General features: G+C 71.8%; 12 protein-coding genes and 1 riboswitch. Of the genes, 8 read left to right on the top strand and 4 right to left on the bottom strand.

Translation table 11 applies throughout. The features are described 5' to 3' along the window. The first annotated feature begins 102 nt into the window (after positions 1-102). The 6 genes from cdd to JUB13_RS05765 all read left to right on the top strand — a co-directional run bounded on the left by cdd (position 103) and on the right by JUB13_RS05765 (position 5,600). Entirely contained in the window at positions 103-513 is a 411-nt protein-coding gene (cdd, locus tag JUB13_RS05740) for a cytidine deaminase (RefSeq protein ID WP_207477828.1), read from the top strand. Positions 514-536: 23 nt separating this feature from the next. Further along, a complete protein-coding gene (locus JUB13_RS05745; RefSeq protein WP_207477829.1) occupies positions 537-1,358 on the top strand; it encodes a purine-nucleoside phosphorylase in 822 nt (273 codons plus the stop codon). 66 nt (positions 1,359-1,424) lie between these two features. Then, positions 1,425-2,750, top strand: coding sequence for a thymidine phosphorylase (gene deoA, locus JUB13_RS05750; RefSeq protein WP_207477830.1), 1,326 nt, complete (start codon positions 1,425-1,427; stop codon positions 2,748-2,750). 45 nt (positions 2,751-2,795) lie between these two features. Continuing rightward, on the top strand, positions 2,796-3,422 hold the full coding sequence (locus JUB13_RS05755; protein WP_207477831.1) for a LysE family translocator: 627 nt from the start codon (positions 2,796-2,798) through the stop codon (positions 3,420-3,422). 188 nt (positions 3,423-3,610) lie between these two features. Next, positions 3,611-5,044, top strand: coding sequence for a hypothetical protein (locus JUB13_RS05760; RefSeq protein WP_207477832.1), 1,434 nt, complete (start codon positions 3,611-3,613; stop codon positions 5,042-5,044). A 169-nt stretch (positions 5,045-5,213) separates the two neighbouring features. Continuing rightward, the gene (locus JUB13_RS05765) at positions 5,214-5,600 is read left to right on the top strand and encodes a peptidoglycan-binding domain-containing protein (protein WP_207477833.1); all 387 of its coding nucleotides are present in this window, start codon (positions 5,214-5,216) and stop codon (positions 5,598-5,600) included. A 16-nt stretch (positions 5,601-5,616) separates the two neighbouring features. Here the strand turns inward: JUB13_RS05765 and eutC are convergent, their stop codons facing one another. Continuing rightward, entirely contained in the window at positions 5,617-6,438 is an 822-nt protein-coding gene (gene eutC / locus JUB13_RS05770) for an ethanolamine ammonia-lyase subunit EutC (RefSeq protein ID WP_207477834.1), read from the bottom strand. Beyond that, positions 6,435-7,829: an ethanolamine ammonia-lyase subunit EutB gene (locus tag JUB13_RS05775; protein ID WP_207477835.1), complete on the bottom strand. Its 1,395-nt coding sequence runs from the start codon at positions 7,827-7,829 to the stop codon at positions 6,435-6,437. The genes eutC and JUB13_RS05775 overlap by 4 nt, the downstream gene beginning before the upstream one ends. A gap of 102 nt (positions 7,830-7,931) precedes the next feature. On the opposite strand from JUB13_RS05775, the gene hisN reads away from it, so the two are divergent. Further along, positions 7,932-8,699, top strand: a complete 768-nt coding sequence (gene hisN / locus JUB13_RS05780) for a histidinol-phosphatase (protein WP_207477836.1) — start codon at positions 7,932-7,934, stop codon at positions 8,697-8,699. Between the two features lie 18 nt (positions 8,700-8,717). Here hisN and rbsK read toward each other — a convergent pair whose 3' ends face one another. Further along, a complete protein-coding gene (rbsK, locus tag JUB13_RS05785; protein WP_207477837.1) occupies positions 8,718-9,650 on the bottom strand; it encodes a ribokinase in 933 nt (310 codons plus the stop codon). A 205-nt stretch (positions 9,651-9,855) separates the two neighbouring features. Here rbsK and JUB13_RS05790 point away from each other — a divergent pair, with 205 nt between their 5' ends. After that, positions 9,856-11,274, top strand: coding sequence for a M20 family metallopeptidase (locus tag JUB13_RS05790; protein ID WP_207477838.1), 1,419 nt, complete (start codon positions 9,856-9,858; stop codon positions 11,272-11,274). A 64-nt stretch (positions 11,275-11,338) separates the two neighbouring features. On the opposite strand, the gene JUB13_RS05795 is transcribed toward JUB13_RS05790, so the two are convergent. Next, a complete protein-coding gene (locus JUB13_RS05795; protein WP_207477839.1) occupies positions 11,339-12,148 on the bottom strand; it encodes a cytochrome c oxidase assembly protein in 810 nt (269 codons plus the stop codon). Between the two features lie 97 nt (positions 12,149-12,245). Further along, a riboswitch (cobalamin riboswitch) is annotated at positions 12,246-12,445 on the top strand. Positions 12,446-12,528 lie beyond the last annotated feature (83 nt).

A 12,528-nucleotide genomic window follows, 5' to 3' on the forward strand; every position in this document is an offset into this window, starting at 1 on the left:
GGGGCCGCATTTCCCCTTGAGGGAGCGCGCCTGGTCGGTGTCTTCTTGCCCCGCGGCGTCCCGCCGCCGGGAGGGCCCGCCGCGAGGCGGGCGAAAGAAGGAATGAGCGATCTCGATGCCATGATCGCGGCCGCGCGCGAGGTCATGGGCCGCGCCTACGCCCCCTATTCCCGGTTCCAGGTCGGGGCCTGCCTGCGGTCGGAATCCGGGCAGATCTACGCCGCCTGCAATGTCGAGAACGCCGCCTATCCCCAGGGCCAGTGCGCCGAGGCCTCCGCGATCGGCATGATGGTGGCGGCCGGCGACCGCCGGATCGCCGAGGTGGTGGTGATGGGCGGGGGCGAGGGGGATGGCGGCCTGTGCACACCCTGCGGCGGCTGCCGCCAGCGCCTGCGGGAGTTCGCGGCCCCCGATACACGGATCCATGTCTGTGGCCCGGAGGGACTGCGGCGCAGCTTCACGCTGGACGAGCTGCTGCCGGCCTCCTTCGGGCCCGAGAACCTGGGCTTCTGATCCATACCGGGGAGCGCCCGCCCATGACCGAGAATGCCAGACGCTCCGCCGCCGCGGTTCAGGCCCGGGTCCCGGGATTCGTGCCGCGGGTCGGCATCGTGCTCGGCTCCGGCCTCGGAGGCTTTGCGGAGCGCATCGAGGACGCCGTGGCGATCCCTTACGGGGACCTTCCGGGCTTCCCGCGGCCGAGCGTCCACGGCCATGCCGGGCGCATGGTGCTGGGGAGCCTGGGCGGGCAGCGCGTCGTCTGCCTGCAGGGCCGCGTCCACCTGTATGAGGGCACCGGCCCCGAAGGCGTGAAGACGCTTGTGCGCACGCTGAAGCTGCTGGGATGCGAGATCCTGGTCCTGACCAACGCCGCCGGATCGCTCCGCCGCGATGTCGGGCCGGGCTCCCTGATGGCGATCTCGGACCACATCAACCTGCTGGGCACCAACCCGCTGGTGGGGCCCAACGACGACGATTTCGGGCCGCGCTTCCCACCCATGGCCGATGCCTGGGACCCCGCCCTGCGCGCCGTGCTCGGGCAGGCGGCGGCGCGGCGCGGCGTCGCGCTGGCGGAGGGGGTGTACTGCGCGCTGCTCGGCCCCGCCTTCGAGACGCCGGCCGAGGTGCGCATGGTGAAGCTGCTGGGCGCCGATGCCGTCGGCATGTCGACCGTGCCGGAATGCATCGTGGCGCGCCATTGCGGGCTGCGGGTGGTGGGCTGCGCCGTGATCACCAATCTGGGGGTCGGCCTCGACGACGGCGAGGTCAGCCACGCCCAGACGCTGAACGCCGCGGCCGGCGCCGCCGGGCGGCTGGAGGCGCTGCTGACCGGCTTCCTGGAGGCGCTGGACCCGTGAGCCGCATCCCCGGCGGCGCCACCGCATCATCCCGTACGACGACCTGAAACGAGGACGACGAAGCCCATGCTGCCCCAGGAGACCATCCGCCGGAAACGCGACGGCCAGGCGCTGACCGAGGCCGAGATCGCCGAGTTCGTCGGCGGCGTGACTGCGGGCACCGTGACCGAGGGCCAGGTCGCCGCCTTCGCGATGGCTGTCTTCTTCCAGGGCATGACGCTGGACGAGCGGGTGGCGCTGACCCGCGCGATGACGCGCTCGGGCCGGGTGATGGACTGGCGGCCGCTGAAGCTCGGCGGGCCGGTGCTGGACAAGCATTCGACCGGCGGCGTCGGCGACAAGGTCAGCCTGCCGCTGGCCCCGATCGTGGCGGCCTGCGGGGGCTACGTGCCCATGGTCTCGGGCCGCGGCCTCGGCCATACCGGCGGCACGCTGGACAAGATGGGGAGCATTCCGGGCTACGTGGCCCTGCCGGACGGCGAAACCTTCGCCCGCGTCGTGCGGGAGGTCGGATGCGCCATCATCGGCGCGACGAACGACATCGCCCCCGCCGACAGGACGATCTACGCGGTCCGCGACGTCACCGCGACGGTGGAATCGATCCCGCTGATCACCGCGTCGATCCTGTCGAAGAAGCTGGCAGCCGGGCTGGACGGCCTGGCCATGGACGTGAAGTTCGGCAGCGGCGCCTTCATGGCGCGCTTCGAGGACGCGCTGGAGCTCGCCGGCAGCATCGCCGCGGTCGCCCGCGGTGCGGGTCTTCCGACGACGGCGCTGCTGACCGACATGAACGCCGTGCTCGGCCGCACGGCCGGCAACGCCGTGGAGGTGCGGGAGTCCATCGACATGCTCGCGGGGCGCCCCGCAGACCCGCGCCTGGTCGCGGTGACGCTGGACCTCGCGGCCGAGATGCTCGTCCTGGGGCGGCTCGCCGCCGACCCGGCGGAGGGCCGCGCCAAGGCCGAGCAGGCGCTGGCATCGGGCGCCGCGGCCGAGCGCTTCGGTCGGATGGTCGTGGCGCTGGGCGGCCCGACGGACCTGATGGAGGCGCCGGACCGCCACCTCGCCAGGGCCCCGGTCGTCCGCGAGGTCCACGCGGCAGCGCCTGGCGTGGTGACGTCCATCGACGTGCGCGCCGTCGGCATCGCGATCGTCGGGCTGGGCGGCGGGCGCACCCGTGTCCAGGACCCGATCGACCCGGCCGTCGGCCTGACCGGGGTGGCGGGGATCGGCGAGCAGGTCGGCCCCGGCGGCGCGCCGCTTGCGCTGATGCATGCCCCCAGCGAAGCGGCGGCCGATGCCGCGATGGAGTCGGTGCGCGCAGCCTTCACCCTTGGCGCCGGAGCCCTGCCCTCGACGCCAGTCGTGGCACGGCGCCTGGCTGCCGCCTGAACACCGATTGAACAGGGCGGCACGCCCTGGGAGGGAGGGTTTTTCATGACGCTCGAACTCTGGATCGTCTACGCGCTGGCGGCGCTCGGCCTGTCGCTGACGCCGGGCCCGAACGGTCTTCTGTCCTTGACGCACGGCGTCCGGTTCGGCCTCGCCCGCACCGTCTTCACCGTCCTCGGCGGCGTCTGCGGCTTCATGGTCCTTGTCGCCGCGTCGCTGGCGGGTCTGGGCGCGCTGCTCGCCGCGTCCGAGGCCGCCTTCACCGTCGCGAAATGGGTCGGCGCCGCCTACCTCGTCTATCTCGGCTTCCGGTTGTGGAGGGCGCCCGCGCCCCGCGTGGCCACGGCCGAGGCGCAGGGGCCAGGCGGCGAGGACGGCGGCCTCCGCCTGTTCGTCCAGGGCTTCCTCGTTGCCGTGTCGAACCCCAAGGCGCTGATCTTCTTCGCGGCCTTCCTGCCCCAGTTCATGGTGCCGGGCGCGTCCTACTGGCTGCAGTTCGCGATCCTGGGCGGCACCTTCGGGTTCGTCGAGTTCGTCTACGAGCTGGTCCTGGCCGGCATGGCGCAGCGAATCGCCCCCTGGCTCGGCCGCCACGGCCGCTGGTTCAACCGCGTCACCGGAGCGACCTTCGTCGGCATCGGCGGCCTCCTGACGACGGCCAACCGCGTCTGATTCCGGCGCGGCCATGGCCAACCTCCTGATCCCGGAATTGCCGACGTCCTGGACCGGCACCTCAACCGCGGCAAACGGAATATCGATCTAATGTAAAGGCATTGGGTGATGCCTCGGCCGCCGCTGGATGATGCCCCGGCGGCCGCTCCAGGACAAAGGGACGGCGCTTCTGGATCAGGAAGACAGCCATGCCCAGCTCTTTCGAGCAGACCTGGAACAGCGCGAAGACGGCCTTCGAGAACGCCACGGGGAAGAAGAAGCCCTCGGCTGGCTTTCTCGGAGTCTTCAACCGCAGCGGCCTCCAGGGGGTCTGCAGGGACCTCGACGGCGCCTTCGGCAGGGATGCCGATGCCATGCAGAAGGCCTTCGACCGGTTCCGCAAGGAGGCCGCGGACTACCAGAAGACCCTTGCCGCGGCCGAGAAGAAGGAGGCGGGCGACTACCAGAGGGAACTCCAGAAGCTCTCGGGCGTCCTCGATGCCATGGCGCGCGAGTACCAGCGTGCGCTCGAGGTCAGGCTGCCCAGGCAGATCACCCTGCCCGATGCGATCAGCCGCTCCGACAACATCTTCGCGCGCGTCCGGACCAAGGCCTTCCTGCTGAAGCCAGTGAGGGTATCGGTCGGCTTCTCCGAGCGCTCGGTCCGCATCAGCCGCATGGTGGCGGCCGAGTTCGACGGGCTCGTCCAGACCCTGATCCAGCGCAGCAGCAACATCATGCGCGATCTCGAGATCGAGGTCGCGAAGCTCGTGGCGGCGGCCGAGGCGAAGGCCGCGAGCACGAGGAACGAGGCGGCCATCGAGAAGATCACCGCGGCCCTCCGAAAGGACGTCGCCGCCGTGGTCGAGCATCACAAGGCCCTGGCCGATGCCACCGTCGACAAGCTCTGCGCCGACTGGTTCCGCAAGTACGACCTGGCGGCCCAGTACAAGCGCGGCTTCGTGAAGACCATGGTGGTCGGGACCATCGGCATCACGGCCTCGGTCACGATGCTGGCGGTCACCGGCGGTGGCGCGGCGCCCGCCATCGCGCTCGCCATCGTCAGCAACGTGAAGATCCTGCTGACCGCCTGCTCCGCGGCCCACAATTACGGCCGCGCCATCTCGAAGACCGAAAAGGAGCTGGTCTCGCAGACGGCCGCCGTGATCGAGCGCTTCGCGAGGGCGGGGCCCGAATGGAAGGGCAAGGTGAAGATCGAAAGCCGGGAGCTGCTGGCGACGATCGGGCTGCCGGTCAGCGCCGTGGGTGCCATGGAGAATACCCTGGCGGAATACGCGAGGAAGTGCGTGGACTACGAGGCGAAGCACCTGCGCCCGTTGCAGACGGCGTTCCGGACGATCATGCGCGACGTTCACGCGCTCGTGGGAGAGGACCCCAAGCTCGGCCGGCGGATCGCCAAGGCCTTCGAGCGGGCCTTCGACGCGCTGGCCAAGGAGAACGTGGCCATGCAGGCGCGTGCCGACCTGCGCATCCGGACCAGGGAGAACCTGGACGTGCTGAACGGCCGCAGGGCCGACGCCGTCAAGCGCCTGAACCAGACCGTCGAGGCCGGCCTGGGACTGGCCGGCATCGCCGCGATCCTCAAGAACGTCGCCGAGATCGCGATGAAGGTCGCGGCTTAGCCTCGTCGCCCCAGGCCGGGTCAGCACTTTCGAGGCATCCGATATGCAGCGGCGCGACCGATGGGAGAAGTCCGCATCCGGACGGATGTGACGCGCGGCACAGGCGCGGCGCCCCAGGGCGGTATCGTCCTGGCGAAGATTGGCTTCGGCGGGGATGGAGGAACGGCGGATGGCTCCGGTTGGCACGACGAACCGGACCGGCCCTGCCGCGGCGACGTTGCCCGCATGGGCCATGGCCGGGATCCTCTGCCTCGTGCCGGGAAGCGGCCGCGCCGGGGTGCCCGACGCGTGGTGGAGCATCCCGCTGCCCGAGCCGATGCTCTCCACGGCGGCGAGGGATATCCAGACGCAGCTCGTGAACCTCGACTGCTTCACCGGCCGCGTCGACGGCGTCATCGGCGCCGACACCGCGGCCGCGATCCGGTCCTGGCAGAGGGCGAGCGGACATCCCGTGACGGGGATCGTCTCGGAGCCGCTGATGGTCGTCCTTCTGACCGGAAAGCCCTGGGACCTGCCGAAATGCCCGCGCCGGACCTCGCTCCACGTCGCCGAGTGAGGCTTGCGCGGACGGATCAACCCACGATGGCGGGCCCCGCTGGCCCCCCGCCGGGCAGCGCCGGCGTCTCGTCCTTCAGCCCGATGCCGGTCAGGCCGCGGCGTGACGCCTCGACCATGAGCCAGGCGAGCTTGGCGCCGGCCGCGGCATGGCCGAGCCCCTCGGGCGGACGTATGTTCGAGATGCAGTTGCGCTCGGCGTCGCGGCGCCCCGGGCGCGGCTCCCAGGTCAGGTAGGCGCCCAGGCTGTCGGCGGCGCTGAGCCCGGGACGCTCGCCCACCAGCAGCGCGACCAGCCGGGCGCCGAGCCGGATGCCGATCTCGTCGCCGAGCGCGACGCGCCCCTGGCTCGCCAGGACGACCGGCCCGATTCGCCAGCCCGGCAGATGCTTGAGGGTCTCCCGCACCACCGGCGCGGCATGGGCGTGGACCGCTGCGGCCGACAGCCCGTCGGCGACCACGAAGACGGCATCCCAGTCGCCGGGCTCCAGCAGCGCCTCGTCCGAGGGGTCGAGCAGCCGTCCCAGGTCGGGCCGCTGGAGATAGGCCGCGCGGTCGGGGGCGCGGCTCCGCACGGCGACGGTCGGAAGCGGCGCCAGCGCCGCCGCCATCCCCACGGCATCGAACTCCGCATGCACGGCGTCCCGGGCCCTTGCATGGGCGAGCTGGAAGTCCAGCAGCGCCCGCGTCGGCAGCCCGTCGCCGCAGCGCCCGAGGCCGATGCGCGCCCGCGTCAGCCCGCGCATGCGCGCCCAAGGATCGACGGTCCCGGTGTCCGTGCCGCCGGGGTCGGTACCGGGATCGACAGCCCGTGAAGCGGTGTCGGCAGGGTCCGTCATGCGGCGTCCTCCATGCCGCCGAGCAGGCGGCGCACGGCCTCGCTGGCCGGCGGGAGGGCCCGAACGCGGCCGTCGCCTCCCAGCATGCCCATGCCGTCGAGCCAGGTCTCGAACTCGGGCGCGGGCCGCAGGCCCAGCGCGCCGCGCAGGTAGAGCGCATCGTGGAAGGACGTGCTCTGGTACTGCAGCATCACGTCGTCGGCGCCGGGGACGCCCATCACGAAGTTCACGCCGGCCACCCCCAGCAGCGTCAGCAGGGCGTCCATGTCGTCCTGGTCGGCCTCGGCATGGTTCGTGTAGCAGACGTCCACCCCCATGGGGACGCCGAGGAGCTTGCCGCAGAAATGATCCTCGAGCCCCGCGCGGATGATCTGCTTCCCGTCGAAAAGGTATTCGGGGCCGATGAACCCGACCACGGTATTCACGAGGAAGGGCGAGAAGGCGCGTGCCACGGCGTAGGCACGCGCCTCGACGGTCTGCTGGTCGACGCCGTGATGCGCCTCGGCCGACAGCGCCGAGCCCTGGCCGGTCTCGAAATACATCACGTTGGTGCCGACGGTGCCGCGCCCGAGCGACAGCGTCGCCGCCTGTGCCTCGCGCAGCAGGGCCAGATCGACGCCGAAGGACCGGTTCGCCGCCTCGGTGCCCGCGATGGACTGGAAGGCCAGGTCGACCGGTGCCCCGCGGCCGATCGCCTCCAGCGTGGTGGTGACATGGGCGAGCACGCAGGACTGGGTCGGGATCGCGTAGCGCGTGCGCACGCCCTCGATCAGGGCCAGCAGCTCCGTCACGGCGGCCGTGCTGTCGGTGGCGGGGTTGATCCCGATCACCGCGTCCCCGCAGCCGTAGAGAAGCCCGTCGAGGATCGAGGCGGCGATCCCCCGGGCGTCGTCGGTCGGGTGGTTCGGCTGCAGCCGGACCGAGAGGCGGCCCGGCAGCCCCACCGTGGTACGGAAGGCCGTGACCACGCGCGCCTTGCGCGCCACCGCGATCAGGTCCTGGTTGCGCATCAGCTTGCTGACCGCCGCCGCCATCTCCGGCGTCAGGCCGGGCGCCAGACCCGCGAGGGCCGGCCCGTCGGCCGCGTCGGAGAGCAGCCATTCCCTGAAGCCGCCCACCGTCATCGCCGAGACCGGGGCGAAGGCCGCGGCATCATGGCTGTCGAGGATCAGCCGCGTCACCTCGTCCGTTTCATAGGGGACCACCGCCTCGGCCAGGAAGGTCGCGAGCGGCAGGTCGGCCAGCACGTGGCGCGCGGCCACGCGCCGCTCGTCGCTGGGCGCGGCGATCCCGGCCAGCGCGTCGCCCGAGCGGTGGGGGCTGGCCTCGGCCAGGACGGCCTTCAGGTCCGGGAAGACGTGCCTGGTGCCGCCCAGGGTCGTCGCGTACATGGGTCCCTCCGCTTCGGGCCGTGCTGCGCCGCATTGGAGTTTTGGAGATTTGTGCACCTGCGTCTAGGGTGAGCGTGCCTTGCACAGCGTATGGGGGTCCGGATGCAGGAGATCGACGAGCTCGCGGCCTTCGCCGAAACCATGGCCGAGGCGACGCGTCCCGTGATCGGCCGCTACTTCCGCCAAGCGCTGGCCGTCGAGACCAAGCCCGACGAATCCCCCGTGACAGTCGCCGACCGCACGGTCGAGGAGCTGCTGCGCCGCATGGTCCGCGAGCGTCACCCCGATCACGGCATCCTGGGCGAGGAATACGGGCGCGAAGGGCTCGACAGCCGGCATGTCTGGGTGATCGATCCCATCGACGGCACCAAGAGCTTCATCACGGGCATGCCGCTCTTCGGCACGCTGATCGCGCTGCTGGAGGACCGGCGCCCGGTCCTGGGCGTGATCGAGGTGCAGCCCCTGCGCGAGCGCTGGCTGGGCGTCGCGGGGCGCCCGACCACGCTGAACGGGCGGCCGTGCCGGACAAGCGGCTGCACGCGGATCGAGGATGCATCGCTCTACGCGACCTCCCCCGACGCCTTCCAGGGCGGCGAGCGGGACAGCTTCGAGCGGGTCAGCCGCCGCGCACGACTGCGCCGCTTCGGCGGGGACTGCTACGCCTATGGCCTGCTGGCGGCGGGCTTCGTGGACGCGGTGGTCGAGACGGGTCTGCAGCCATACGACTACCTGCCGCTGGTGTCCGTGATCGAGGGAGCCGGCGGCGTGATCACGGACTGGCAGGGCTGCCCGCCCGGGATCGGCTCGGACGGGCGGATCGTCGCCGCGGCGACCGCAGCCCTGCACGAAACGCTGCTGGACGCGCTCTGAGAGCGGCGGCGCATCCGCTCAGCCCAGCAGCGCCGTCGCCTCGGCGAGCGCCGGCGCCGAATCGGCGGCGCCCGCCCGGGTGGTCGCAAGCGCGCCGCAGGCGGCCGCGAAGCGCACCGCCGCGTCCAGCCCGTCGCCGCGTGCCAGCGCGAAAGCCAGCCCGCCGTTGAAGCAGTCGCCCGCCGCGACCGTGTCGACGGCGCGCACCGGGAAGGCCGGCACGAATCCCTCGCGCTCGCCCCCGCGGAAATAGACGCCTTGGGCGCCCATCTTGACGATCGCCACCGGCACGCCCCGCCCGAGCAGGAGCGCCGCGGCGGCGCGGGCCTCCTCCGGCGTGGTGGGGCGGATGCCCACCAGCGCCTCGGTCTCTGTCTCGTTGGGCGTCAGGATGTCGACGGCGCGGAACGCCTCGTCGGGAAGGCCGCCCCTGGGCGCCGGGGCGGGATCCAGGATCACGCGCCCGCCGCCGGCCCGAGTCTCGGCGGCGGCGGCGAGCCCCGCCGCCAGAGGGATCTCGAGCTGGAGCAGCAGGACCGAGGCCCTGCGGAACAGGGGCAAGGCCGCGGCGACATCGGCCGCAGCGACCGCCATATTGGCCCCGCCGATTACCGTAATGCAGTTCTCGCCCGAAGCTTCGACGCCGATCGCCGCGATGCCGGTGGGGCTCCCGGGATCGGACCGGAGATGGCCGGTGCGCACGCCGAATTCCGCAAGGCGCGTGCGCGCCATCTCGCCGAAGACGTCGGTGCCGGTACGGCCCACCATCTCGACATAGCCGCCCAGGCGCGCGGCGGCGGCGGCCTGGTTGGCGCCCTTGCCGCCCAGGCCCATCGCGTAGCCCGTGCCGGGCACGGTCTCGCCGGGGCGCGGCAGGCGCTCGCAATAGGCGCAGACGTCGATGTTGACGCTGCCAAGGACGAGGATGGCGGGCGCGGTGCTGGCGGGCATGGCTTCCCCGGACGCGATCATCCTGCCGGAATGCAGGAGAGGGCGGAATCATAGCCGCCGCCGCGGCGCGCGGCTCGGGTGAAAGCGCGAAGACCTGCCGTGCCCTGGCCGTACCCCGCCATGTCTGGAAACCGGAGCGCGGCTGAGCGACAATCCCGGCGCACCATCAATGGCCGTGCGGCACTTCTGGGGACGCGAAAAGAAAATGGACAACCGGAACGATCTCTGGCGTCACGTCGATGCGAGCAAGGAGCGACTTATCGCGCTGAGCGACCGCGTCTGGGGCATGCCCGAGGTCTGCTACACCGAGCAGCGCTCCGCGGCCGAACACCTCGCCGAGCTGCGCCACCAGGGCTTCCGGGTCACCGAGAACGTCGCCGGCATCCCGACCGCCCTGATGGGCGAGGCCGGAGAGGGCGGCCCCATCATCGCCTTCCTGGGCGAATACGACGCGCTGCCGGGTCTGAGCCAGGAGGCGGGGATCGCCGAGCCGCGCCCGGTGGAGACCGGCGGCAACGGCCATGGCTGCGGCCACAACCTGCTGGGCTCCGCCGCGCTGCTGGCCGCCACGGCCATGAAGAACTGGCTGGCCGAGAACAACCTGCCGGGACGCGTGCGCTACTACGGCTGCCCCGCCGAGGAAGGCGGCGCGGCCAAGGCCTTCATGGTGCGCGCCGGCGCCTTCGAGGGCGTCGATGCCGCGATCTCGTGGCATCCCTCGGGCTTCTGGGAGGTCGCGCCCGCCCTCTCGCTGGCCAACACGCGCGCCGACTTCATCTTCACCGGCAAGGCCGCGCATGCCGCCGCGGTGCCGCATCTCGGCCGCAGCGCGCTGGACGCCGTCGAGCTGATGAATGTCGGCGTCAACTACATGCGGGAGCACATGCCCAGCGACGCGCGGGTCCACTACGCGCTGCTCGACGCCGGCGGCATCGCGCCCAACGTGGTGCAGGCCCATGCCCGCGTGCGCTATGCGATCCGGGCCCGCGACCTGCCCGGCATGCTCGAGCTCGTCCAGCGCGTCCGCAAGATCGCGGAAGGCGCGGCGCTGATGACCGAGACGAAGATGGAGATGCGCATCGTCAGCGCGGTCTCGAACCTCCTCGGCAACACGCCGCTGGAGCGCGCGATGCACGCGATCCTGGAGGATCTCGGGCCGCCCCACTTCGACGACGAGGACCGCGCCTTCGCCAGCGAGATCCGCTCGACCCTCTCCGAGCAGGAGATCGCCGCGGCATGGCGGTCCATCGGTCTCGAGCCCACGGACGCCCCCCTGGCCGATTTCACGGTGCCGCTGGACGCCCCGCGCAACCCGATGATCGGGTCGACCGACATCGGCGACGTCAGCTGGGTGGTGCCGACGGTGCAGGCCCACGCCCCCTCCATCGCGATCGGCACGCCGCTCCATACCTGGCAGGTGGTCGCCCAGGGCAAGTCCCCCGCCGCCCACAAGGCCATGGTGCATGTCGCCAAGGCCATGGCCGGCACGGGCGCCGCGCTCCTGAAGGACGCCGAACTCCTTGCCGCCGCGAAGGCGGATCTTGCGAGGCGCGTCGGAAAGGGGGGCTATGTCTCACCGATCCCGCCCGAAGTGAACCCGCCGCTGGACATGTCGCGAGGCTGACCTAGCCCCCGGATGGCCGGGCCGGCGGCAAGCCGGCCCGTTCCGGAACCTCGCGGCGGAGCGCTCAGGGCTGGCTTGCGTCGAGGGCGGTCCGGCGCTCCATGGCGCGCAGCCAAAGGGCGAAGCCGACGAGGCTGCCCGCGACGAACAGCAGGCCTCCCGGAACCCACATCAGCAGGCCGCCGAGCTGCTGGTCCTCGAGCGGTGTCAGACCCCATGCCCAGGTCGTCGCGGCATGGGCCTCGAACAGCGGTTTCGGGGCCAGGGTCAGCAGCGCCCCCAGCAGGCTCATCTGGATCGCCGTCAGGAAGCTGCCGAGCGCGACGACATGGGGGCGCGACGGGTCCAGGAGCCCGCTCCACAGCCAGACGGCGGCGGCGAACAGCGACAGGTGCATGGACCAGTAGACCCAATCGCTCGCCAGCGTCGCGCCATAGGGGCCCGACAGGTGCCAGGTCCACAGCAAGGCGGCGAAGCACGCGACCGACGCCATGGATCCCAGCGCGCGGCGCGCGGCTCCCGATCGATGCCCCGGCGCGAAGGCGATGAGCATCAGGCCCGGGCGCCCGGCTGCGACGAGCGGGGCTGCGACGAGGGTGAGGACGATGTGCTGGCCGACCCGCGCGCCGAAGAGCGCGACGCTGAGATTGCAGAGCGGCGAGACGAGGGCCAGCGCGGCAATAGCCCAGCCGGCGACGAAGGGCCAGGCGGGCGGGGCCGGATGTCCCGCCCGCCGCGACCGGAGCCACCCGATCCGATGGCAGACGAGAATGCCGGACAGGACCGCCAGCAGCCAGGGATCCAGGTTCCATTCCAGTCCGCCGGGCACCGGCGGGGCGCCGCAGTAGGGAATGTAGCCGGTGTCCGCCGCCATGCCCGGTCTCCCGATCGTCCCATGCCTCGCAATCCAAACACCTCGGCCGGATCGCCGTTTCAAGACCAGCATTCCGTTTGCATTGCGGCAACCGGCCCCATAGGTTGCGGGCGACGGTTCCCCTTGGGGATCAAAAGGGAACGCGGTGGGGGCTCCGGCCCGAAGCCGCGGCTGCCCCCGCAACTGTAAGCGGCGAGTCCTCCGTCATCATCCGCCACTGGGAACTCGGGACCCGGGAAGGCGACGGAAGGGCGGCGACCCGCGAGCCAGGAGACCTGCCGTCGACCGTGGTCACACGCGGAAACGTCGGGCGGGGTGCACCGATCGTGGACGAACCTTCGGCCGCCAGGGCCGGGGCGAGACCTGTCGCGGTGACGTGC

Source organism: Arenibaculum pallidiluteum (assembly GCF_017355985.1).
Lineage (GTDB): Bacteria > Pseudomonadota > Alphaproteobacteria > Azospirillales > Azospirillaceae > Arenibaculum > Arenibaculum pallidiluteum.

Bases quoted from the DNA above. Each gene is read 5' to 3' on its own strand.
- deoA (WP_207477830.1), top strand. From the start codon at position 1,425: ATGCTGCCCCAGGAGACCATCCGCCGGAAACGCGACGGCCAGGCGCTG.
- rbsK (WP_207477837.1), bottom strand. From the start codon at position 9,650: ATGCCCGCCAGCACCGCGCCCGCCATCCTCGTCCTTGGCAGCGTCAAC.
- JUB13_RS05765 (WP_207477833.1), top strand. From the start codon at position 5,214: ATGGCTCCGGTTGGCACGACGAACCGGACCGGCCCTGCCGCGGCGACG.
- JUB13_RS05755 (WP_207477831.1), top strand. From the start codon at position 2,796: ATGACGCTCGAACTCTGGATCGTCTACGCGCTGGCGGCGCTCGGCCTG.
- JUB13_RS05760 (WP_207477832.1), top strand. From the start codon at position 3,611: ATGCCCAGCTCTTTCGAGCAGACCTGGAACAGCGCGAAGACGGCCTTC.
- JUB13_RS05745 (WP_207477829.1), top strand. From the start codon at position 537: ATGACCGAGAATGCCAGACGCTCCGCCGCCGCGGTTCAGGCCCGGGTC.
- eutC (WP_207477834.1), bottom strand. From the start codon at position 6,438: ATGACGGACCCTGCCGACACCGCTTCACGGGCTGTCGATCCCGGTACC.
- cdd (WP_207477828.1), top strand. From the start codon at position 103: ATGAGCGATCTCGATGCCATGATCGCGGCCGCGCGCGAGGTCATGGGC.
- JUB13_RS05775 (WP_207477835.1), bottom strand. From the start codon at position 7,829: ATGTACGCGACGACCCTGGGCGGCACCAGGCACGTCTTCCCGGACCTG.
- JUB13_RS05795 (WP_207477839.1), bottom strand. From the start codon at position 12,148: ATGGCGGCGGACACCGGCTACATTCCCTACTGCGGCGCCCCGCCGGTG.
- JUB13_RS05790 (WP_207477838.1), top strand. From the start codon at position 9,856: ATGGACAACCGGAACGATCTCTGGCGTCACGTCGATGCGAGCAAGGAG.
- hisN (WP_207477836.1), top strand. From the start codon at position 7,932: ATGCAGGAGATCGACGAGCTCGCGGCCTTCGCCGAAACCATGGCCGAG.